This is a genomic window from Bradyrhizobium sp. Mp19, from assembly GCF_029952935.1.
GTDB classification, from domain to species: domain Bacteria; phylum Pseudomonadota; class Alphaproteobacteria; order Rhizobiales; family Xanthobacteraceae; genus Bradyrhizobium; species Bradyrhizobium elkanii.
Genome location: NZ_JASAUT010000020.1, coordinates 19,831 through 41,632 on the forward strand (window position 1 = coordinate 19,831; position 21,802 = coordinate 41,632).

Sequence of the window (21,802 nt, forward strand, 5' to 3'; positions counted from 1 at the left end):
GATGGACCGCATCGACGCCATGAAAGTCTTCGTCGCGGCGGTCGACGAGGGCAGCCTCGCCGGTGCCGGGCGGAAGTTGCGGCGCTCGCCGGCGGCGGTCAGCCGGGCGATCGCTTTCCTTGAGCATCATGTCGGCGCCGAGCTGTTACATCGCACCACGCGCTCCCTGAAGCTGAGCGATGCCGGCCAGCGCTATGCGGCCGCATGCCGTCGTATCCTCACCGAGCTCGAGGAGGCCGACATCTCGGCCGGCGGCGAGCGGTCGGTGCCGCGCGGCGCGCTGACCGTCACCGCGCCTGTCGTCGTCGGCGAGGACGTGCTCCGGCCGGTGCTCGATGCCTTCATGACGCAATATCCGGCCGTGTCGGTGCGGCTCGTGATGCTCGATCGTACCGTCAATCTGATCGACGAGGGGATCGACGTCGCGCTGCGCATCGCCCATCTCGCCGATTCCAATTTCATCGCGATCAAGCTCGGCGAGGTCCGCCGCGTGGTCGCGGCATCCCCCGGCTATCTCGCGCAGCATCCGGTGATCGGCGAGCCGGCGGACCTGGCGAAGCACCAGATCATCGCCATGACGCATTTCGGGCTCGACTCCTGGAGCTTCCCGCCGGCCGCGAAGTCGAAGATCGCGCGCGCGGTCCAGTTCGCGCCGCGGCTGGTGGTCAACACGGTGCGCGCGGCGGTCGCCTCGGCCAGCGAAGGACACGGCGTCACCCGGCTGTTCTCGTATCACATCGCCGAGGAAATCCGCGACGGGCGGCTGCGGATATTGCTTGCCAAGGACGAGCATCCGCCGTTGCCGGTGCATCTTTTGGCGCCGCAGGGCCGCTTCGACGTGCCCAAGGTGCGCGCCTTCGTCGATTTCGCGACGCCGCGGCTGAAGCGCTATTTCGAGCGGCTGTCGCGCGAGGCCAGCAAGGCTGGCGCGAAAGCCCGATGACGCCAGTCGTTCGCGCCGCGGAAGAGTGTCTGCCGAATAGCGGGCATTCGCGCGGAAAGCGGATGTATCTAGCTTGCTCTCCATCGAAGCGGCGCTAGGTCGCTTCAGCAACAGATGGAGAGAGATCATGGGTGCAGAGCAGAAGGTTGCCATCATCACCGGTGCGTCGCAGGGCCTCGGCGAGGCCATCGTCAAGGGCTATCGCGACCGCAACTGGCGCGTCGTCGCCAATTCCCGCAGCATCAAGCCGTCGACCGACAGTGACGTTCTGACCGTCGCAGGCGACATCGGCGATCCCGAAGTTGCCGACCGCATCGTCAAGCAGGCGCTCGGGCGCTTTGGCCGCATCGACACGCTGGTCAACAACGCCGGCATCTTCCTGGCCAAGCCGTTCACCGACTACACCGACCAGGACTACGCGCAGGTGCTGGCGACCAATCTCAACGGCTTCTTCTACATCACCCGGCGCGCCGCCAGGGAGATGGAGAAGCAGGGATCCGGGCACATCGTGCAGATCACGACCAGCCTGGTCGATCACGCCAACAGCAACGTTCCCTCGGTGCTGGCGTCGCTGACCAAGGGCGGCCTGAACGCCGCCACCAAGTCGCTCGCGATCGAATATGCCGCCAAGGGCATCCGCGTGAACGCGGTCTCGCCCGGTGTGATCAAGACGCCGATGCACGCGCCCGCGACGCACGACTTCCTCGCCAAGCAGCATCCCGTCGGGCGCATGGGTGAAGCCAAGGACATCGTCGACGCCGTGCTGTTCCTGGAAGGCGCGGGCTTCGTCACCGGCGAGATCCTGCATGTCGACGGCGGCCAGAGCGCCGGCCACTGACGAATGTGATCACGGCCTCGGCCCAACCGAACCGAGCACCTCTCCTGACCGGGAGCGGTGCGCCGCGATCGCCGTGAACGATTGCTGCGATCGCAACTAATCATTTTTCACGAACGGCCGGAGCGCCTACTGCGATGTCCATGTCAGCTAATGTCGATCATCACCGGCGCCATCATCACGCCGAGCCGCACCGGGATGCAGGCGGGCCGCTGTGGCTGTCCGCGGCCGCGGGGCTCTGCGCCTCGCTGGTCGGGCTCGGACTGGCGCGCTTCGCGTATACACCGCTGATCCCGGCTTTGATCGCCGCAAAGTGGTTCACGCCGGCGGAAACGGTCTATCTCGGTGCCGCCAACCTTGCCGGCTATCTCGCCGGCGCGCTGCTCGCCCGCGATCTCGGCGCGCGCATCGGCTCGGTGTGGGCGCTGCGCGGCATGATGGTGCTGGCCGCCATCACCTGCTTTGCCTGCGCGGTGCCGATCTCCTTCATCTGGTTCTTCGGTTTTCGCTTTCTCGCCGGCGTCAGCGGCGGCGTGATCATGGTGCTGGCGGCAACGGCAATCCTGCCGCATACCGCGCCCAGCAAGCGCGGCCTGGTCAGCGGCGTGATCTTTGCCGGTGTTGGCCTCGGCGTCGCCGCGTCAGGCACGCTGGTGCCGCTGTTGCTGAAGCAGGGCGTCAAGCAGGCCTGGTACGGTCTTGGCGTGTTGTCGGCGGTGCTGACACTGATCAGCTGGAAGGCGTGGCCCACCGAAGCTCCTGCCACGCGTAACGTGGCGGAGCAGGCCGTCGCGTCGCACGGCGTGCGCTCGCCGCTGGTGATCGCGCTGTGCCTGGAATATGGCCTCAACGCGCTGGCGCTGGTGCCGCACATGGTGTTCCTGGTCGATTTCGTCGCGCGCGGGCTCGGGCAGGGGATCGCGGCGGGATCGCATTACTGGGTGCTGTACGGCATCGGCGCCGTGGTCGGACCGTTGCTCACGGGACACCTCGCCGATCGCGCCGGCTTCGCCGCGGCGCTGCGCGCGGCGTTCCTGATCGAGGCCGTTGCGGTTGCGCTGCCCGCCGTGACGAATTCGCCTGCTGCGCTGATCGTGTCGAGCCTGATCGTCGGCGGCTTCACGCCCGGCATCGTGCCGCTGGTGATCGGCCGCATCCACGAGCTGATCCCGCATTCGGCGGCGAGCCAGCGTTCAGCCTGGGCGCAGGCCACCACGACCTTCGCGCTGTTCCAGGCGGCGGGTGCCTACGGCCTGTCGTATCTGTTCGCGCACAGCGGCGGCGACTATGCGCTGCTGTTCCTGATCGGCGCGGCCGGAGTGGCTGTCGCGCTGGCGATTGAATTATTCAGCGTCGTCGGACTGCGGCACAAGTCTACCTAGCCGCGCAGCGCTTTCGTGAGCACCGCGGCGAGGCGATCGACATCGGCCTCGTCGTTGAAAACGTGCGGCGAGATCCGCATCCGGCCAAGCCGCAGCGCGACATGGATGCTCTCGGCGGCGAGCCGCGCGATCAGCTCCTTCGGTATGCCGCCCGGCATGCCGAGGCTCAGGATGTGCGGCGCGCGCATGCTGCGCGCCGGCACGTCGAGTCCGAGGTCACGCACGCCGCCCGCGATCCGCTCGTTGAGCATCGCGAGCCGCGCGCTGACGGCAGCGGCGCCCCATTCCGCCATCATCTCCATGCCGATCGAGGCCATCTCCAGCGTGATGAAATGATCGCGCTCGCCCATGTCGTAACGCGTGGCGTTGTCGACATAGGCGAGATCGCCGAAATAGACCGGGTTCTCTGAGTTCACGTTGCGGCGGCCGCTGGAGGTCTGCTCCAGCGGCACGCCGTTCTGGTGGCGTTTTGCAATGTAGAGGAAGGCGCGGCCGTAGGGGCCGATCAGCCATTTGTAGGTCGGAAACATCACGCCGTCGGGGTCGAGCCTTGTCACGTCCATAGCCACGACACCCGCGCTCTGCGTTGCGTCGATCACGAACATCGCGCCATGCTGCCGCAGCGCGGCCTGCACCTTGTCGACGTCGATCATGCCGCCGTCCGACCAGTGCACCGACGAGATCGAGGCGAGCCCCGCCGGCGGCGCGCCTGGCCGCTCGATCGCCCCGAGCACGGCCGATGTCCAGTCGCCGTCGGCGGGCTGGCGCACGGTGTCGACGACAAAACCCTGCGCCTCGGCGCGGGCGTGCCATTCGAGGACCGGCGAGGAATGGTCGTTCTCCAGCACGATGACGCGCGTGCCGCGCGGAATGTTCAGCGCTTTGGCGACCGTCGCGACGCCGTAGCTGATCGCGGGGATCAGCGCGACATCGTCCGGATCGGCGTTGATCAGGCGGGCTGCCGCACGGCGGGCGCGCTCATGCTGGCGGCTAGCGAAGCCGGGATCGATCGTCCACGGCTGGCCCTTGCGTCCCACCGCCGCGCGGCCGGCGTCGAGCGTCTTCAGCGGCAGCGGACTGTAGGACGCCGAGTTCAGGTAGCAGACCTCGCGTGGAATCTCGAACAGATGGCGCTGGGAAGGAAGCATGTCGTCTCGTTGCTGGAATTTGCGAGGGATGGCGTGACGCGGAGGTGTGCGCTCAGCCGTCATACTGGTCCGGTCCCATCGCCCATGGCGCCTGGTCGTAGCCGTTGGCGAAGGTGCGGTTGGTCTGCGCCGGATTGCGGTTGATCAGCGACCGCAGATACATCGGATGGGTGGCGCTGCGCACCTCATGCTCGACGGTGAACAGATGCCGGCCGTCGGCCGGATCGACGATGTCGCAGAAGCGGTACTGGTATTGATTGTCCTCGCGCGAGATCAGATTGCGTTCGCGCAGCCGCTGGTAGGGGCCCGAGAAGTCCGTGATGTAGATCTGGATGTGATGGCCGTCGAATTCGCCCGGCGCCGCGTCGCTCTCGCGGAATTGCAGATACTGATCCTTGCCGACTTTGGCGCGCGCGACGACGCCGTCGCCGTTCACGACGCTGGCGGGGATGCCCATGATCTCAGGATAGAACCGGCTGATCGCCTCAGCGGTGCCGCGCGGCACCTCGAACTCGACATAGGGCATGCCGAGCGCGATACGCCCGAACCGACCGGCGTCCGGTTCAAAGCAGCGTAGCCGGTTGCCCCACGGGCAGGTGGCCTCGACGTGATCGTTGCGCTCGCGATAGCTGAACGCGGTACCCTCGAGCTTGGGCGCGACCGAAGCGAGCCGTTGCAGCAGGGCCTGCCGCCCGCCAATCACGATGCCGGTGTGGCCGCGCAGCACCTGCGGCCGGCCGCTCGGCAGATGAAACTGGCTGCGGCCGACATTCACCCACATGTTGCTGTCGGAGACCATCAGATAGGGATCGCGGGTCAGCCCGATGCCGGCGACGTAGAACAGCGTGGCGAGGCGCTGGTCCGGCACCTGCACGTTGACATGTTCGAGATGGATGGCGTTGCCGAGGTCTTCTGCGGCGCGGTCGAATGGCTGCTGCACGGCGCGGCTCCCTGGATGCGGTGCCGCGCATGATAGTGCAACGGTGTGGCCGATCCAGCTGACGGGCCATGAATGTTTCGCAGGGCGCTACCCCCCGTAGCTCTGCACCAGGCTGCCGGCGACCAGGGCCCAGCCGTCGACCAGCACGAAGAAGATCAGCTTGAACGGCAGCGAGACCACCACCGGCGGCAGCATCATCATGCCCATCGACATCAGGACCGAGGCGACCACGAGGTCGATGATCAAAAACGGCAGGAACAGCAGGAAGCCGATCTCGAAGGCGCGTTTCAGCTCGGAGATCATGAAGGCCGGGACCAGGATGCGCAGCGACATCGCCTCCGGCGTTGCCGGCGGCGGCTCGCCGGAGAGATCCATGAACAGCTTCAAATCCTTCTCGCGGACGTTCTTCTGCATGAAGCCGCGCAAGGGGACCGAGGCGCGCTGCAAGGCGTCCTCGACGCCGATCTGGTTGGCGACCAGCGGCTTGATGCCGTCGTCATAGGATTTCTGCAGCACCGGCCCCATCACGAAGGCGGTGAGGAACATCGCAAGCGCGATCATCACCGAGTTCGGCGGCGCGGTGGCAGTGCCGAGCGCGGTGCGCAGCAGCGACAGCACGACCACGATGCGCGTGAACGACGTCATCATGATCAGGATTGACGGAGCAATCGACAGCACCGTGAGCAGCGCGATCAGCTGGATCGCGCGCTCGGTCACGCCGCCATTGCCGCCGCCGAGATTGATGCTGATATCCTGCGCCATCGCCGGATCAGCGAGGGATCCGGCGGCGATCAGGACAGCGATAAAAAAAACTCTACGCGGGACTGCCCCTGGTCTCACGAAGGATTCTTCGGTCGGCCGAGCAGCGAGGCCATCTCGTCCTCGAGATTTTCGAACCCGCTCTTCTGTCCGCCGGCGGGCGGGGCGGGCGGCTCGCTGCGCTGCGGGCGCGCCGGCGGCGCCTCGGGCGCAACCGGCGGCGCGACGGTCTCGCCGGCGCCGGTCGGGCGGCGCAGCGCCGCTTCGAGCCGTTGCGCCATCTCGGCGAGATTGGCGTCGGCGTTCGATGGAGGCGGCGCGGCCGAAGGCGCTTGCGTTGCAGCCGGCGGCGGTGCCTGGGGAGGCGGTGGCGGCGGCGTCACGGCGCGCTCGGTTGTGCGCAGCGGTGGCGGGGCCTTCGGCGGCTCGGCGGCGCGCGGCGGACGCGGGACGACCGGCTCGGAGCGCGGCGGCAGGCGCGGCGGCATCGGATCGGGCCGCGGCTCGCCGCGCTCGGGCGTGAAGCCCGCGAGCGGATCGCTGCGACGCTCGGCGAGCGGCGGCGGGGGCCGGCGCAGTTCGTCGGCGAAGGAGGGCCGCGCCTGACGCGGCGGTAGCTCCGGCTCGGGAAGCTCGAAATTGTCGGAGCGGGCGGCTTCGCTCTCGTTCCAGGCTGCATCCGGAAGCGGCGCCACGCGCGGCGGCGCGGCATCGGCTGCGACCGCGGGGCGGGTCGACATTTGATCGCGCGCGGGCATCGCGCGGACGATATTCGGCTCGACGACGATATCGGTGGGGCCGCCGATCATCAGGAGATGCTCGATATTGTCGCGGCGGACCAGCACCAGGCGGCGCCGCCCGTCGACGGCGGCAGCGTCGATCACCGCCAGGCGCGGCATGCGTCCTCGGTTGGCGTTGGCCCCGAGGCGGTTTCCGGCGAAGCGGCGGACGAGCCATGCGGTCACGCCGATCAGCGCCAGCACGACAACGAATGCCAAGACGAATGTAATGACCTGCATATTGGAGTCCCCGGCCATCTTGGCCTTCCTCAGCTTTCGCCATCAACGGGCGCGGATTGACAGGTGCGGTTTGCGCAGCGAATCGCGCCCGAGATTCGCCTTATTTCTTAATTCCCAGCGGCTTGCAGCCCACTGTTCTATTAATAAACCAAGAATCGCTTGTCCCAAAACGACTTCTCAGTGCCCCACACTGTCTTGGTTCGTGCTGGTTAACGCAGCATTCGTGGCGAAAATGCGCTCGCAGGCTGCAGTTGCGGCGTTCTCCACGGATCCGTCCGGCATTTTAACCACCCGTTAACCATACACCGGGCAAATTCTGCCTACCTCGGAAGAGCCCAGAGGTTAACGGAGCCGCGGCGATGGCCATGAACGATCTCCCGATCCTGTCGGCGTTGCGCACCAAGATGCAGTGGCACCAGGAGCGCCAGCGGGTGCTCGCCGAGAACATTTCCAATTCCGACACGCCGAGCTTCCGGCCGCGCGACCTGGTCGAGCCGAAGTTCGACCGCGCCGGCGCCACGGTCGGCGGCGGCGTGGGGACGCTGCCGATGATGCAGACCAGCGCTACCCACATGGCGGCGTCCGGCGCGCCCGACAGCTTCGACAACGATCGCGGCAAGAGCGGGTTCCAGACCCGTCCGGCCGGCAACGCAGTCAATCTCGAGGAGCAGATGCTGAAAGTGTCGGCCAACCAGATGGATTATGCGGCCGTCACCTCGCTCTACAGCCGCAGCCTGCATCTGCTGAAGACTGCGATCGGCAAGGGCTAGAGCAAGGGTTAGCCCGCCTGACGGCGGCAGGAGGATCCCATGGCAGATGGAACAAGCGATTTCGCCCGCTCGATGAGCATCGCGACCTCAGGCCTGCGGGCGCAAGCGGGGCGCATGCGGGTGATCTCGGAAAATATCGCCAATGCCGATTCGACGGCGCAGACCGCGGGCGGCGACCCCTACCGCCGCAAGGTGCCGACCTTTTCCTCGACGCTCGATCGCACGCTCGACGCCCAGGTCGTGGCGCTGGGCCGGATCCGCCCCGACCAGTCTTCGTTCCGGGTCAAGCACGAGCCGGGCAATCCGGCGGCGGACGCCTCGGGCAACGTCAAATATCCGAACGTCAATGCGATGGTCGAAATGACCGACATGCGCGACGCCCAGCGCTCCTACGAGGCCAACCTCAACATCATCAGCGCGACGCGGCGGATGATCCAGCGCACGCTCGACATCCTCAAGTCCTGACGCAACAAGAACAGGGAACGTAAATCATGGCTTCACCGACAGTCGCCGCCAACGCCTACGCCAACCTCGCCAAGATGATGGAGCGCGGCGGCGCCGAGAAGGCCGGGCAGGCCGTCGCCGGCCCATCCTTCAGCGCGCTGCTGAAGGACACCGTCGGCAGCGTCCTGGAGGCGGGCAAGAAGTCCGACGCACAGACCATGGCGATGGCCTCCGGCAAGGCGAACGTGATGGACGTGGTGACGGCGGTCGCCGACACCGACGTTGCGGTGTCGACGCTGGTTTCGGTGCGCGACCGCGTGATCCAGGCCTACGAAGACATCATGAAGATGCCGATCTGATTTCACTGTCGTTCCGGGGCGCGAAGCGAACCCGGAACCTCGAGATTCCGGGTTCGCGCTACGCGCGCCCCGGAATGACGAAACAAGTTGCAAGAAGCGAGAACTCAACAATGACCGGCCCCGAAACCCTCGACGTGGCGCGCGATGCGATCTGGACCATCGTGGTGGTGTCGTCGCCCCTGATGGTGGTCGGCCTCGTGGTCGGCGTCGTGGTGTCGCTGTTCCAGGCGCTGACGCAGATCCAGGAACAGACCCTGATTTTCGTGCCGAAGATCCTCGCGATCTTCGTCACATTGCTGCTGGCGCTGCCGTTCATGGCGGACTCGCTCTCCAGCCACATGATGCGGATTTCATCGCGAATCATCGGCGGTTGATGCACTAATGCCGCGGTCATGCGCATCGATGTCTCCCTGCTGCCGGCGCTGGCCGCGATCTTCGTGCTGGTCTTCGCGCGCGTGGGCGCGATGGTGATGCTGCTGCCCGGTTTCGGCGAGAGCAACATCCCGGCGCGGGTCAAGCTGTCGATCGCGCTGTTGCTGACCCTGATCATCCTTCCCCTGCATCGCAACGCCTATCATGTCGACCTGACGTCGATCTCCTCGCTCGGGGTCCTGATGGTGCATGAGCTCATCATCGGCATTGTGCTCGGCGCGACCGCGCGGGTGACGCTGTCAGCGCTCAACGTCGCGGGCTCCGTGATCGCGCAGCAGCTCGGCCTCGGCTTCGTCACCGCTGTCGATCCGACCCAGGGGCAGCAGGGCCAGATCATCGGCAACTTCCTCACGATCCTCGGCCTCACGCTGCTGTTTGCGACCGATAGCCACTATCTCGTCATTGCGGCGCTGAGCGAGAGCTACCGCATCTTCTCGCCGGGCGAGATCATGCCGACCGGCGATGTCGCCGCGCTTGCGACCTCGGCTTTCTCCGCCGCCTTCAAGATCGGCCTGCAGCTGTCCGCGCCGTTCCTGGTGTTCGGCCTGGTCTTCAACATCGGGCTTGGCGTGCTGGCGCGGCTGATGCCGCAGATGCAGGTCTATTTCGTCGGCGTGCCGCTCTCGATCATGGTCGGGTTCCTGATCTTCGGCGTCGTGCTCGCGGCGATGATGAACACCTATCTCGACTATTTCCTCGGCGTCATGCGCCAGCTCGCTCCGATGAATTAGGGGGAGAAGAAGTGGCGGACGATACCGAAGACAAAACAGAAGACCCTACGCAAAAACGTCTCGATGAAGCGCTCGAGAAAGGTGACGTCGTCAAGAGCCAGGAGGTCAACACCTGGTTCGTGATCGCCGGCGGCACCTTGGTGCTGTCGACCTTCTCGGGCTCGATCGGCAGCGGCATCTTGATGCCGCTGCGCAACCTGATCGCCAATTCATGGATGATCCGCACCGACGGCGCCGGCCTGCTGGCGCTGACACAGTCGCTCGGCTACGCGGTGGTCGCCGCGATCGGCGTGCCGTTCCTGTTGCTGGCGCTGGCCGCGATCGCGGGCAACATGGTGCAGCATCAGCTGGTGTGGTCGGGCGAGCAGCTGAAGCCGAAATTCTCCAAGATCTCGCCGGCTGCCGGCTTCAAGCGGCTGTTCGGCAAGCAGGCGGTGGCGAATTTCCTGAAGGGCCTGTTCAAGCTGATTGCTCTCGGCGCCGTGATGGTCGCGGTGCTGTGGCCCGACCGGATGCGGATGGAATCCTTCCTGCGGGTCGATCCGGCCGAGCTGCTGCCCGCCATCACCGGCATGACGGTGCACCTGTTGGCGGCGGTGGTGGCCATCCTCGCTGCGGTCGCGATCGCCGATTACTTCTTCCAGTACCGGACCTGGTACGAGCGTCACAAGATGTCGCTGCAGGAGATGAAGGAGGAGTTCAAGCAGTCGGAAGGCGACCCGCACGTCAAGGGCAGGATCAAGCAATTGCGGGTCCAGCGCGCCAAGAAGCGGATGATGGCCCAGGTTCCGAAGGCCTCGGTGATCATCACCAACCCGACCCACTATTCGGTGGCGCTGGCCTACGACCGCAGCATGTCGGCGCCGATCTGCGTCGCCAAGGGCGTCGACAATCTTGCCTTCAAGATCCGGGAGATCGCCAAGGAGCACGACATTCCGATCGTGGAGAACGTGCCGCTGGCCCGGGCGCTTTATGCGACGGTCGAGATCGACCGGGAGATCCCGGTCGAGCACTATCACGCGGTTGCCGAAATCATCGGCTACGTGATGCGGCTGAGGCGCGGCCTGTCCGGCCTGCGTCAGTAAGGGGCGGAAAACCCGCTTGAAATGCGCGTAACTTGCGAAATTGCCGCCTGATGGACTTGCGTTTTCGGGTCCGATTCAGGCACTCAGGGGCGAGGTGGCCGGCCGGTCGCCTTCGTGATGCAGACGAGCCATGTCTCTCCAGATGACCGCCGATAGCAACGATCCTTCCGTGACCGAGCCGTTCGTGGCCCATGGACCAGCGCGGCGGAACGGCAGCATCCTGCTGGTGGTCCTGATCGCGGCCGGCATCGTCGCGGTGGCGGTCTGGCTGATGACCATCGGCCGCACCGAGGCGCAGCCCTATATCCTGGGCGTGCTGGCGCTGCTCGCTACCGTCGGGCTGTTCAACCTGTTCGCCCTTGCCGCCGGCATCATCCGCTTCTCCGACCGCGCCACCGATGATCCGGTGATGGCGCGGATCGCCGACCAGGCCCAGGAAGGGCTCGTCGTCACCGACTCCCGCGGCCACGTGGTCTATTCCAACGCCGCCTATCTCACGCTGACCGGCGCGGCCGGGCCGCAGGACGTCCGTCCGGTCGAGCGCGTCTTCATCGGCAACCCCGACGTCTCCGAGGCGGTGTTCCGCCTTTTGAAGGCTGCCCGCGAGGGCAAGCGGCAGCAGGAGGAGGTCCGCGTCGCCGGCCAGGAGGCCGGCCAGGGCCGCTGGCTGCGCCTGCGGGTACGCCCGCTCGGCGAGGGCAAGCGCGATGCGAAATATGCGGTTTGGTCGATCGCCGACGTCACCCGCGACCGCGAGCGCCAGGAAGACGTGTTCCAGGAGCTGCGGCACGCGATCGAATATCTCGATCACGCGCCATGCGGCTTCTTCTCGGTCAATCCGGCCGGCGAGATCGCCTATGTCAACGCCACGCTGGCCAACTGGCTGGACTACGATCTGGCCGAGATCGGCTCGGGTGGCCTGAAACTGACCGACATCGTCTCGGGCGACGGCGCCGCGCTGTTGACCTCGATTGCGGCGGTGCCAGGCGAGGTCAAGACCGAGGTGTTCGACATCGACCTGCGGATGCGCGGCGGCAAGACCGTGCCGGTGCGGCTCTATCACAAGCTCGCCTTCGGCGCCGACGGCGCGGCGGGCGCCTCGCGCACGCTGGTGATCAGCCGCGCCCGCGACGAGCATTCCGATCCGGAGCGCGCCGCCGAGGTGCGCTTCATGCGCTTCTTCGACCATACGCCGATGGCGATCGCGACCGTCGATCGCGGCGGCAATGTGGTCGGCGCCAATGCGCGCTATGCCAAGCTGGCGCAGGGCCTGAACGGCGACGGCGGCGCCGCCAAGTCGATCTTCCGCGCTGTCAATCCGCGCGACCGCGGCCTCCTGATCGCCGCGATCAACCAGGCGGCCGAGGGCCAGGGCGACATCGCGCCGGTCGAGGTGATGCTCGACGGGCCCAAGGAGCGCTTTGCCCAGTTCTTCGTCACCACCGTCGAGAAAGACGAGCGCGACGCCGAGACCGCGATCGTCTACATGCTCGAGACCACCGAGCGGCGCGCGCTGGAAAACCAGATCAACCAGTCGCAGAAGATGGAGATGGTCGGCCAGCTCGCCGGCGGCATCGCGCACGACTTCAACAACGTGCTGTCGGCCATCATGATGGCCAACGACTTCCTGCTGAACGCGCACAAGCCGACCGACCCGTCGTTCCAGGACATCATGCAGATCAAACAGAACGCCACCCGCGCCGCGACGCTGGTGCGGCAGCTGCTTGCATTCTCGCGCCGCCAGACGCTGCGGCCGCAGGTGCTCGATCTCGGCGATGCATTGAGCGACCTCACCATGCTGCTGCGCCGGCTGATCGGCGAGAAGGTCAAGCTGGACCTCGTGCATGGCCGCGACCTGTGGCCGGTGAAGGTCGACGTCTCGCAGTTCGAGCAGGTGGTGGTCAATCTTGCGGTCAACGCGCGCGATGCGATGCCCGACGGCGGCAAGCTGATCATCCGCACCGCCAATGTGCCGACCGAGGAAGCCGCCCAGCTCGCCAACAAGGGCATGCCGGCGGCGGACTATGTGAAGATCGAGATCGCCGACACCGGCACCGGCATTCCGGCCGAGATCATCGACAAGATCTTCGAGCCGTTCTTCTCGACCAAGGAGGTCGGCAAGGGAACCGGCCTCGGCCTGTCCACGGTCTACGGCATCGTCAAGCAGACCGGCGGCTTCGTCTATGTCGATTCCGTGCCGGGCGGCGGCACCACGTTCCGGATCTATCTGCCGCGGCATCGCCAGGAGCAGGAGGTCGCGCCCGAGGCCCAGGTCGGCAACGGTGCGGCCAAGGAAACCGCCGTGGAAGCCGCCAAGCCGAAGCCCGATCTCACCGGGCAGGGCACCATCCTGCTGGTGGAGGACGAGGACGGCCTGCGCTCGCTCAATGCGCGCGGCCTGCGTTCGCGCGGCTACAGCGTGATCGAGGCGGCGAACGGCGTCGAGGCGCTGGAGGCGTTCGAGGAGAAGAACGGCGCCGTCGATCTCGTCGTCTCCGACGTCGTGATGCCGGAGATGGACGGCCCGACGCTGCTGAAGGAAATGCGCAGCCGCAACGCAGAGCTGAAGATCATCTTCGTCTCAGGCTATGCCGAGGACGCGTTCGAGAAGAGCTTGCCGGAGAACCAGCAGTTCGCGTTCCTGCCGAAGCCCTTCACGTTGACGCAGCTGGTCGCCGCGGTGAAGGAAACCATGACGGCGAATTAGCCGCGCGGCGAAGCGCGTTAAGGATTCAGCTGTTCCAGAGACGTGGCGAGCGGGTGCTGTTCCGGTTGAACCTCGGCCGCATCTCGGGGTAGGACGCGCCGTCGCATCCACAAGGACCATAGTGTCACATCTCCGCGACCGAGGGCCGCAGCCGCGGTTCCCGTTTCCCGCTTCACTTTTAACCGGCCCTGCCCATCTTAGGGGCGTTTCCCCATGCCGGGGAATCCTTCGAGGAAACCAACATGAATTTCTCGCAACGCACGCGTGGAATTGTTCGGGCGATCGCCGTCGCGATGGCGCTGGCGCTGCCCGTGATGATGACCGTTTCGGCGGCCGACGCCCGCGTTGGCGGTGGCGGCTCGCGCGGCTCGCGGACGTTCTCCGCGCCGCCCTCGACCAACACGGCGCCGGGCTCGGTTGCGCCGATGAACCGCACCTTCAGCCAGCCTGGTAGCCCGAACATGGGCGCGCCGGCGGCGGCGAACTCCGGCGGCCTCTTCGGTCGCGGCGGAATGGGCCGCGGCCTGCTCGGCGGCCTGGCCGCGGGCTTCCTTGGCGCCGGCCTGTTCGGCATGCTGTTCGGCGGCGGGCTGTTCTCGGGTCTCGGCGGCCTGTCGTCGATGCTCGGCCTCTTGCTGCAGATCGGCCTGATCGTGCTCGTGGTTCGCCTTGCGATGTCGTGGTGGCAGCGCCGCAACACGCCGGCGGCCGCCTATGCCGGTGGCCCCGACGTCGGCCCCGGTCCGCAGGCGAACGCCCGCTCGGGCTTCGGCTTCGGCCTCGGCGGCGGATCGAATGCGCCGGTCGAGATCGCGCCTGGCGACTACGAGACGTTCGAACGGCTGCTCGGCGACATCCAGACCGCGTGGTCGAACGAGGACATCGCGAAGCTGCACACGCTCGCGACGCCGGAGATGGTGTCGTACTTCTCGAAGGATCTCGAGGAGAACAAGGCGCGCAACGTCATCAACAAGGTGACCAATGTGAAGCTGCTGCAGGGCGATCTGGCGGAAGCCTGGCGCGAAGGCGACAGCGAGTATGCGACGGTCGCGATGCGCTACTCGCTGGTCGACACCGTGCTCGAGCGCGGCACCGGCCGTCAGGTCGGCGGCAGCACGCAGCCGGAGGAGGTCACTGAGGTCTGGACCTTCGTGCGCCAGCGTGGCGGCAATTGGGAACTTTCGGCGATCCAGCAGACCAACTGATCGGTTGCCGGAGATGACAGAATACAAGGCGCCGCGGCCTGGTCCGCGGCGCCTTTGTTTTGTGCCTTCATTCACATGTCGCGGCGCCGGAATATCCGGAGGGCCTGCGGGTTGATCTCAGCGGACCATAACAACCATCGGGAGGATTGAGATGAAGATCGTTGCGCAGATCGCGGTTCCGGCCTGTCTTGCGTTCGTCGTCGTGGCCGCGCCGCCGGCGGCGGCGCAGACCGCCGACACCAGCTTCTTCCTGACCAGCAACGGCATCGGCAACGGCGGCAATCTCGGCGGGCTCGCCGGCGCCGACAATCATTGCCAGACGCTGGCGCAGGCCGCCGGCTTCGGTGCGCCGAAGACCTGGCGCGCCTATCTCTCGACCCAGGCGGCCGACGGCAAGGCAGCGGAGAATGCGCGCGATCGCATCGGCAAGGGACCGTGGAAGAATGTAAAGGGCGTCGTGGTCGCCAAGGACGTCGCCGACCTGCACAGCGCCGGCAACAATCTCACCAAGCAGACCGCCCTGTCCGAGAAGGGCGAGGTCGTCAACGGTGCCGGCGACACGCCGAACCGCCACGACGTGCTGACGGGATCGCAGGCAGACGGTACGGCATTTGCGGCCGGCGAGGACCGCACCTGCAAGAACTGGACAAGCAGCACACAAGGCGCCGCCATGCTCGGGCATTTCGACCGCAAGGGCCTGCGCGACGACGAGCCGTCCAAATCCTGGAACACGTCGCATCCCTCGCGTGGTCCCGATGGCGGCTGCTCGCAGGCCGACCTGAAGAGCACCGGCGGCGATGGCCTGCTGTACTGCTTCGCGGCGAATTGAGGGGAGCGCATCTGCTCCGTCATTGCGAGCGCAGCGAAGCAATCCATCCTGCCGTACGCGCGGAGCGATGGATTGCTTCGTCGCTCCGCTCCTCGCAATGACGGGATCGTCCGGCCGCGCTCAGCTCTTCTTGCGCTTGACGGTCTTCTTAACTGTCTTCTTGGCGGTCTTCTTCTTCGCGGTTTTCTTCTTCGCCGCGAAGTAGGCTTCGACCTTCTTCGAGGAATGCCCGACGGATGCGACTGCGGTCTTGAGCCGAGCAGGGGTCACCTTGAACTTCTTCGACCAGTAGCGGACCTCGTAGGGCTCGCTGATCGCGATCCGCGCGCGGTCGGCGGCCTTGTGGCGTTGCTCCTTGAAATGGGCTTCGACCTTCTTGGCGGAATGCCCGACCTTCTTGACGGCAGCTTTCAGCTTCGCCGGCGTGACCTTGAACTTCTTGGACCAGTACGCAACTTCGTAGGACTCGCTCAACGCGATCAGAGCGCGATCTGCCGCGCCCCGCTTCTTCTTGCTATCCGCCATAAGATGATCCCTCATCGAAGATTCGACGTTGGAACCTTAGCAGCCTCCGCGCGGTTCGCACAGGCGGCCGCGCGCGGTGGACGATCTGACCGCGGCGCGGCTACGATCGAGCTGAAGCGAACCGATGCGGCGAAGTTTTCGGAGGTAAGTGCATGCACTATCAGCTTTACTACTGGCCGATGATCCAGGGCCGCGGCGAATATGTCCGCCTCGCGCTCGAGGATGCGGGCGCTGGCTACACCGATGTCGCGCGGGCCAAGGGCGGCACGGGCGCCATGATGAAGATGATGGAGGCACACAAGGGCACGCCGCCCTTCGCGCCGCCGTTCCTCAAGGCCGGCAGTCTCGTGATCGGGCAGACCGCCAACATCCTGCTCTATCTCGGCGCGCGCCACGGCCTGGCGCCGAAGGCGGAGGGCGGAAAGCTCTGGGTGCACCAGCTGCAGCTGACGATCGCCGACTTCGTGGTGGAGATCCACGACACCCATCATCCGCTCGGGCCGTCGCTGTATTACGAGGACCAGAAGGCTCCGGCGAAGAAGCGCACCGAGGAGTTCTGGGATTCGCGGGTGCCCAAACATCTCGGCTATTTCGAGGACCTCGTGCAGGCCAACCGTGGTGCGTTCGTCACCGGCCGCCGGCTGACCTATGCCGACCTGTCGCTGTTCCAGATCGTGGAAGGTTTGCGCTATGCGTTTCCGAAGCGGATGGCGGCGTTCGAGAAGAAGATCCCGCGCCTGATCGCGCTGCGCGATCGCGTCGCCGAGCGGCCGAACATCAAGGCGTATCTGGCCAGCGAGCGGCGGATTCCCTTCAACGAAGAGGGGATTTTCCGGCGCTACAAAGCGCTGGATTTGTAGGCACCGTCATTCCGGGGCGCGAAGCGAACCCGGAATCTCGCGCCACAATCTCTGGATTCCGGGTTCACGCTCCGCGTGCTCCGGAATGACGGCGTCCAAGGCTACCGGCTCCGCCCATCCACTGGCGTCATCGCGATCTTTGAGAGATCGATGCCATCGATGCAGCTGACATTCAGCGCCACGATGTCGGTGCCATCGGGCTTCTTGCCGCGCGCGAACACGTCGACGCCGCAATCGACGCAAAGCTGATGGCGGATCGCATGGCGGTTGAAGAGATATTCCTTGAGGTTCTCGGCGCCGGCGCGAAGCTGGAAGCTCGACGGCGGCATGAACACGAAGTGCAGGCCCTTCTTGGTGCAGATCGAGCAGTTGCAGGCCGTCACCATGGCCATATCGGTGGTGCATTCGAAGCGGACCTGTCCGCAATGGCAACCGCCGGTGTAGGTCTTGCTCTCCGCCATGATGATTCCTCACCACAGCCCGGGCACGAGGCGGTAGCGCACCCGTGCCGCATAATCGGCGTAGCCTGACAATCCCGTCACCAGCGTGCGCTCCTCAATCCGGGTGCGGATCGCAAACATCACGAAGAACACCGGCACGAAGGCGAGGCCCCACCAGGAGCCGAGCGTCAGCGGCACGCCGATGAAGAACAGCATCACGCTCGTATACATCGGATGGCGGACCAGCGCGTAGGGACCGGTCGAGATGACGTGATGGTCGCGCTCGGTCTGCACCTTCACGACCGGCGCGGCGAACGAGTTGGTGCGGAACACCCAGAGGATCAGCACGGTCGACAACAGGTACAGCGCAAGGCCGAGCACGATCAGCGGCACGCCGTCATTGACGCCGTCAAAGCGCCGGTCGAGCCCCATCGCGACGAACCACAGCACGGCAACGACCAGGAACACCAGCATGAACCGCTTGTCCTCGGTGGGCTGACCTTCACGCGCGGTGAGGCGCATGCGCTCGGCCAGCAGCCCGGGATCGACCTTGGCGAGCCACAGCCCGCAGGCCGGGCCGATCACGGCCGAGGCGATCAGATAGGCCCATGCGCCGGGCCAGTGCAGCGTACCTGCGAAGGCAAACAGCAGCACGGCCATGGCGATGACGAAGAAGGTATTCTGCAGAAGGAGCTTTGCGATCATGAGCGGCTCCGCGCGATTCCAGTCGATATTATCGCACCCTTTTCCCGGCAAACATGCGACCGCAGCGATCAACTTTCGGAGCAGGCGGGACGTTCCTGCGTCACGACTGTATTGACAATCATATAAGCAATTGCTTATATATTTTCATGCCAGCCGCCACGCAGCTGACCGATGTGTTGAAGACCCTCGCGGACCCGACGCGGCGGGCGGTGTTTGAGCGGATTGCGCGGGAAGGCGAGATCGCCGCGACCGGCCTGGTGCAGGGTTCAAAGGTGTCGCAGCCGGCGGTGTCGCAGCATCTGCGCGCGCTGCGCGATGCCGGGCTGGTCGCCGAGCGGCGCGAGGGCCGGCATATCCATTATCGCATCGCGCCGAAGGGGCTCGGCCCGCTGATCGACTGGCTCGGCCACTACGAGACGTTCTGGGCCGAGCGCTTCGCAAACCTGGAACGGCTGCTGAAGGAGAGTGAGTGATGGGTGAGACGCACGCGATCACGGTCGAGAAGGTGCTGCCCTACGCGGCCGAGAAGATCTGGCGGACGCTGACGACGAGCGATCGGATCGCGAAATGGCTGATGCCGAACGATTTCGCGCCGGCCGTTGGCCATCGCTTCAATTTCCACACCAAGCCGATGGGCGACTGGGACGGTGTCGTGCATTGCGAGGTGCTGGATTGCGATCCGCCGCGTCTGTTGCGCTACTCCTGGAAGGGCGGCGCTGATACCAATCCGGAATACGGCTCGAAGCTCGATACGATCGTCACCTGGACGCTGACGCCGGTCGAAGGCGGCACCCATCTGCGGATGGTGCATGATGGCTTCGTGCTGCCGGGCAACCGCTTCGCCTTCGACATGATGAGCCCGGGATGGGGCAGGGTGCTCGACGCCATCGCGCGCATCACCAGCGAAGGCTGATCACTCGTTGTTGCCGCGGCGAACCGTGATCGAGGCGTCGGTCTTGTTGCGGGTGCATTCGAGGTTGAGGCGGCGATAGCGCATCGTGATGGTGTTGCCGCGCAGGATGCCCATCCGCTTCAGGCAGCGCGAGGTGCCGGTGACGGCGTCGTCCTTCGGCACAGTGAAGATCAGCGCCGTGGCGGAGCCGACCAGGTTGAAGAACTCCGGCTTCATCTTGCGATCGGTCTTGGCGTAGAGCTCGATCGAATAATCCTTGCCGCGGCAACCGAGCGACAATTCCTTTGCCGCCGGATGCGTGAGGTAGGTGATGTTGGCGGCGCTGAAATTGACCTTCAGCCCGTCGATCTGGCCGGCGAGCTGCTTGGCGATGTCCACGCAGGGATCGGCATGCGCAGGCGCTGCGACGAAAACCGTCGCCAGCGCGATCAGCGCGGCCGGCAGAGTGGAGCGGATGCTCAAAGGCAAGCGTCGGCGCAACGATGCTGTCACGAAATACCCCCGCGGTATGAAAATACGCAAAGCTACATGCAGGCTCACGCGGAGCCCGTCAATATGGCCGCGTCAGGACGAGCACTTGCCGTCCTGCGCCTTGGAAACTCCGGCGGCCCGGCGCTCGCAATCATTGCCGTAGGTCTTGCCGTCGCAGCCGCAGACGGGCTTGAAGATCTTGTTGCAGATCGTCGGGCGGAACGCGCAGGTGCCGGTCTGGTCGAAGCGGCCGCAGGTCCCGGGCTTGAACTGGCAGAACTGGCCGCGACTGCTGCATTGCAGGCCGGCAAGGCCGCCGCACGGCTTGCCGAGGCGGGCGGCATCGGCGCCGGTCGGGACCGCAATCAGCAAGGCCAGCGCCGCGAACCAGATGAAGAGCGCTGTCTTCATGAAGGTCTCCTGATGGTTTCCTGATGGTTTCCCTGGCCGTTTCGCGGCTTGCCGGCGTTGTGGCAACCTGGGATTACGATGCCATGAAACATAGCACGTGGATTGCCGGTCCCGCGCATGGCTGGAAGGCGGCCGGCTTCCCTTTCCTTTGTCGGAAAAAGGCTTAGAACGGCTCTACATTGCCGGCGGCCTCGCGGCCGGCATCGGCCTTTCGAAACCGACGAGCAGCTCATGAACGCCCCCTCAGCCTTCCCCGACCAGCAGAAGCCCGTTCCGCCCTACAAGCACACGCCTCTGTTCCCGCTTGGTGCCGACACCACGCCCTACAAGAAGGTCACGAGCGATGGCGTCCGGGTCGAGAAGGTGTTGGGCAAGGACATGCTCGTGGTGTCGCGGGAAGCGCTGCGCGCACTTTCCGAGGCCGCCTTCGGCGACATCAACCACTATCTGCGGCCGGGCCACCTGAAGCAGCTCCGCTCGATCCTCGAGGACAAGGAAGCCAGCGACAACGACAAGTTCGTCGCCTTCGACTTCCTGAAGAACGCCAACATCGCGGCCGGCGGCGTGCTGCCGATGTGCCAGGACACCGGCACCGCGATCATCATGGGCAAGAAGGGATGCAACGTCATCACCGACGGTGACGACGAGGCCGCGCTGTCCGAAGGCGCGCGCGATGCCTATCTGCGCCGCAATCTGCGCTACTCGCAGGTAGCTCCCTTGTCGATGTATGAGGAGAAGAACACCGCCAACAACATGCCGGCGCAGTGCGAGATCTACGCCGAGGGCGACGACGCCTACAAGTTCATGTTCATGGCCAAGGGCGGCGGCTCGGCCAACAAGAGCTTCCTGTTCCAGGCGACGCCGTCGGTGCTGACCAAGGACCGGCTGCTCGCCTTCCTGAAGGAGAAGGTGCTGACGCTGGGCACCGCGGCGTGTCCCCCTTATCACCTTGCGATCGTGATCGGCGGCACCTCGGCCGAGCTCTGCATGAAGACCGTGAAGCTTGCCTCGGCGCGCTATCTCGACGCGCTGCCGACCCACGGCTCGGCCGACGGCAATGCGTTCCGCGATCTCGAGATGGAGCAGGAAATCCTCAAGATGACGCAAAGCTTGGGGGTGGGCGCGCAGTTCGGCGGCAAATATTTCTGCCACGACGTGCGCGTGATCCGGATGCCGCGCCACGGCGCCTCGCTGCCGATCGGGTTAGGGGTCTCCTGTTCGGCGGACCGCCAGGTGCTCGGCAAGATCACCAGGGACGGCGTCTATCTCGAGGAGCTCGAGCACAACCCGGCGCAGTATCTGCCCGCGGTCGAGCAGTCGCTCGGCGGCGAGGTCGTCAAGATCGACCTCAACAAGCCGATGAAGGAGATCCTTGCGACGCTGTCGCAATATCCGATCAAGACCCGCGTCTCGATGACCGGCACGATGATCGTCGCGCGCGACTCCGCGCACGCCAAGCTGCGTGAGCGGCTGGAGAAGGGTGAGCCGCTGCCGGATTACTTCAAGAACCATCCGGTCTACTACGCGGGGCCCGCCAAGACGCCCGATGGCTATGCCTCGGGCGCATTCGGCCCGACCACGGCGGGGCGCATGGATTCCTTCGTCGACCAGTTCCAGGCCGCGGGCGGATCGATGGTGATGGTCGCGAAGGGCAACCGTGCGGTCGCGGTGCGCGAGGCCTGCAAGAAGCACGGCGGCTTCTATCTCGGCTCGATCGGCGGCGCCGCGGCGAACCTCGCCGAGCACTGCATCAAGAAGGTCGAGGTGGTCGAGTATCCCGAGCTCGGCATGGAAGCGATCTGGCGCATCGAGGTGGTGGACTTCCCGGCCTTCATCATCATCGACGACAAGGGCAACGACTTCTTCAAGGAATTGAATCTCGGTTGAGG

The 21,802-nt window shown here is 65.6% G+C and carries 25 protein-coding genes; 16 read left to right on the forward strand and 9 right to left on the reverse strand.

The annotated features are described in order from the left end of the window. Position 1 precedes the first annotated feature (1 nt). From QJT82_RS21780 to QJT82_RS21790, 3 genes are all read left to right on the forward strand, one after another. Complete coding sequence (locus tag QJT82_RS21780; RefSeq protein WP_028339806.1) at positions 2–943, forward strand: LysR family transcriptional regulator; 942 nt, start codon at positions 2–4, stop codon at positions 941–943. Positions 944–1,070: 127 nt separating this feature from the next. After that, positions 1,071–1,781 (forward strand): SDR family oxidoreductase, encoded by a 711-nt coding sequence (locus QJT82_RS21785; protein ID WP_028339807.1) that lies wholly within the window; start codon positions 1,071–1,073, stop codon positions 1,779–1,781. 134 nt (positions 1,782–1,915) lie between these two features. Then, positions 1,916–3,160 (forward strand): MFS transporter, encoded by a 1,245-nt coding sequence (locus QJT82_RS21790; RefSeq protein ID WP_264641791.1) that lies wholly within the window; start codon positions 1,916–1,918, stop codon positions 3,158–3,160. On the opposite strand, the gene QJT82_RS21795 is transcribed toward QJT82_RS21790, so the two are convergent. The 4 genes from QJT82_RS21795 to QJT82_RS21810 form a co-directional block, all read right to left on the reverse strand. Beyond that, a complete protein-coding gene (locus QJT82_RS21795; RefSeq protein WP_028339809.1) occupies positions 3,157–4,308 on the reverse strand; it encodes an aminotransferase class V-fold PLP-dependent enzyme in 1,152 nt (383 codons plus the stop codon). The two genes, QJT82_RS21790 and QJT82_RS21795, sit on opposite strands and share 4 nt — an antisense overlap. A 52-nt stretch (positions 4,309–4,360) precedes the next feature. After that, on the reverse strand, positions 4,361–5,248 hold the full coding sequence (locus QJT82_RS21800) for a hypothetical protein (RefSeq protein ID WP_028339810.1): 888 nt from the start codon (positions 5,246–5,248) through the stop codon (positions 4,361–4,363). 87 nt (positions 5,249–5,335) lie between these two features. Next, the gene (fliP, locus tag QJT82_RS21805) at positions 5,336–6,088 is read right to left on the reverse strand and encodes a flagellar type III secretion system pore protein FliP (RefSeq protein WP_028339811.1); all 753 of its coding nucleotides are present in this window, start codon (positions 6,086–6,088) and stop codon (positions 5,336–5,338) included. After that, complete coding sequence (locus QJT82_RS21810) at positions 6,085–7,026, reverse strand: flagellar biosynthetic protein FliO (protein WP_028339812.1); 942 nt, start codon at positions 7,024–7,026, stop codon at positions 6,085–6,087. Before QJT82_RS21810 ends, fliP begins: the two co-directional genes overlap by 4 nt. A 359-nt stretch (positions 7,027–7,385) precedes the next feature. Here QJT82_RS21810 and flgB point away from each other — a divergent pair, with 359 nt between their 5' ends. The 9 genes from flgB to QJT82_RS21855 all read left to right on the forward strand — a co-directional run bounded on the left by flgB (position 7,386) and on the right by QJT82_RS21855 (position 15,588). Beyond that, on the forward strand, positions 7,386–7,796 hold the full coding sequence (flgB, locus tag QJT82_RS21815) for a flagellar basal body rod protein FlgB (protein ID WP_016844763.1): 411 nt from the start codon (positions 7,386–7,388) through the stop codon (positions 7,794–7,796). A 39-nt stretch (positions 7,797–7,835) separates the two neighbouring features. Next, on the forward strand, positions 7,836–8,261 hold the full coding sequence (flgC, locus tag QJT82_RS21820) for a flagellar basal body rod protein FlgC (protein ID WP_018272466.1): 426 nt from the start codon (positions 7,836–7,838) through the stop codon (positions 8,259–8,261). Between the two features lie 26 nt (positions 8,262–8,287). Next, a complete protein-coding gene (gene fliE / locus QJT82_RS21825) occupies positions 8,288–8,599 on the forward strand; it encodes a flagellar hook-basal body complex protein FliE (protein WP_028339813.1) in 312 nt (103 codons plus the stop codon). A 110-nt stretch (positions 8,600–8,709) separates the two neighbouring features. Beyond that, positions 8,710–8,973 (forward strand): flagellar biosynthesis protein FliQ, encoded by a 264-nt coding sequence (gene fliQ / locus QJT82_RS21830; protein ID WP_016844766.1) that lies wholly within the window; start codon positions 8,710–8,712, stop codon positions 8,971–8,973. A gap of 18 nt (positions 8,974–8,991) precedes the next feature. Continuing rightward, positions 8,992–9,762 carry a flagellar biosynthetic protein FliR gene (fliR, locus tag QJT82_RS21835; protein ID WP_016844767.1) on the forward strand — a complete coding sequence of 257 codons (771 nt, stop codon included), beginning with the start codon at positions 8,992–8,994 and terminating at the stop codon, positions 9,760–9,762. An 11-nt stretch (positions 9,763–9,773) separates the two neighbouring features. Continuing rightward, a complete protein-coding gene (gene flhB / locus QJT82_RS21840) occupies positions 9,774–10,847 on the forward strand; it encodes a flagellar biosynthesis protein FlhB (RefSeq protein WP_028339814.1) in 1,074 nt (357 codons plus the stop codon). Positions 10,848–10,989: 142 nt separating this feature from the next. Beyond that, on the forward strand, positions 10,990–13,554 hold the full coding sequence (locus tag QJT82_RS21845; RefSeq protein WP_028339815.1) for a PAS domain-containing protein: 2,565 nt from the start codon (positions 10,990–10,992) through the stop codon (positions 13,552–13,554). Between the two features lie 242 nt (positions 13,555–13,796). Further along, the gene (locus QJT82_RS21850; protein WP_028339816.1) at positions 13,797–14,759 is read left to right on the forward strand and encodes a Tim44-like domain-containing protein; all 963 of its coding nucleotides are present in this window, start codon (positions 13,797–13,799) and stop codon (positions 14,757–14,759) included. Positions 14,760–14,910: 151 nt separating this feature from the next. Then, positions 14,911–15,588 (forward strand): hypothetical protein, encoded by a 678-nt coding sequence (locus tag QJT82_RS21855; RefSeq protein WP_018272461.1) that lies wholly within the window; start codon positions 14,911–14,913, stop codon positions 15,586–15,588. Positions 15,589–15,708: 120 nt separating this feature from the next. Here the strand turns inward: QJT82_RS21855 and QJT82_RS21860 are convergent, their stop codons facing one another. Beyond that, a complete protein-coding gene (locus QJT82_RS21860) occupies positions 15,709–16,113 on the reverse strand; it encodes a DUF3606 domain-containing protein (protein WP_028339817.1) in 405 nt (134 codons plus the stop codon). A gap of 152 nt (positions 16,114–16,265) precedes the next feature. Here QJT82_RS21860 and QJT82_RS21865 point away from each other — a divergent pair, with 152 nt between their 5' ends. Further along, positions 16,266–16,973, forward strand: coding sequence for a glutathione S-transferase (locus tag QJT82_RS21865; RefSeq protein WP_028339818.1), 708 nt, complete (start codon positions 16,266–16,268; stop codon positions 16,971–16,973). 101 nt (positions 16,974–17,074) lie between these two features. Here the strand turns inward: QJT82_RS21865 and QJT82_RS21870 are convergent, their stop codons facing one another. Continuing rightward, positions 17,075–17,434, reverse strand: coding sequence for a GFA family protein (locus QJT82_RS21870; RefSeq protein WP_016844775.1), 360 nt, complete (start codon positions 17,432–17,434; stop codon positions 17,075–17,077). Positions 17,435–17,443: 9 nt separating this feature from the next. Next, entirely contained in the window at positions 17,444–18,118 is a 675-nt protein-coding gene (locus tag QJT82_RS21875) for an isoprenylcysteine carboxylmethyltransferase family protein (RefSeq protein WP_028339819.1), read from the reverse strand. 146 nt (positions 18,119–18,264) lie between these two features. Between QJT82_RS21875 and QJT82_RS21880 the strand changes: the two genes are divergently transcribed. Both QJT82_RS21880 and QJT82_RS21885 read left to right on the forward strand, forming a co-directional pair. After that, positions 18,265–18,591 (forward strand): metalloregulator ArsR/SmtB family transcription factor, encoded by a 327-nt coding sequence (locus QJT82_RS21880; protein WP_028339820.1) that lies wholly within the window; start codon positions 18,265–18,267, stop codon positions 18,589–18,591. After that, positions 18,591–19,031 carry an SRPBCC domain-containing protein gene (locus QJT82_RS21885; RefSeq protein ID WP_028339821.1) on the forward strand — a complete coding sequence of 147 codons (441 nt, stop codon included), beginning with the start codon at positions 18,591–18,593 and terminating at the stop codon, positions 19,029–19,031. The genes QJT82_RS21880 and QJT82_RS21885 overlap by 1 nt, the downstream gene beginning before the upstream one ends. Here the strand turns inward: QJT82_RS21885 and QJT82_RS21890 are convergent, their stop codons facing one another. Continuing rightward, on the reverse strand, positions 19,032–19,493 hold the full coding sequence (locus tag QJT82_RS21890) for a hypothetical protein (RefSeq protein WP_016844779.1): 462 nt from the start codon (positions 19,491–19,493) through the stop codon (positions 19,032–19,034). Positions 19,494–19,595: 102 nt separating this feature from the next. Continuing rightward, the gene (locus QJT82_RS21895) at positions 19,596–19,913 is read right to left on the reverse strand and encodes a Kazal-type serine protease inhibitor family protein (protein ID WP_028339822.1); all 318 of its coding nucleotides are present in this window, start codon (positions 19,911–19,913) and stop codon (positions 19,596–19,598) included. A gap of 231 nt (positions 19,914–20,144) precedes the next feature. Here QJT82_RS21895 and QJT82_RS21900 point away from each other — a divergent pair, with 231 nt between their 5' ends. Next, positions 20,145–21,800 carry a fumarate hydratase gene (locus tag QJT82_RS21900; RefSeq protein WP_028339823.1) on the forward strand — a complete coding sequence of 552 codons (1,656 nt, stop codon included), beginning with the start codon at positions 20,145–20,147 and terminating at the stop codon, positions 21,798–21,800. Positions 21,801–21,802: the final 2 nt, after the last annotated feature.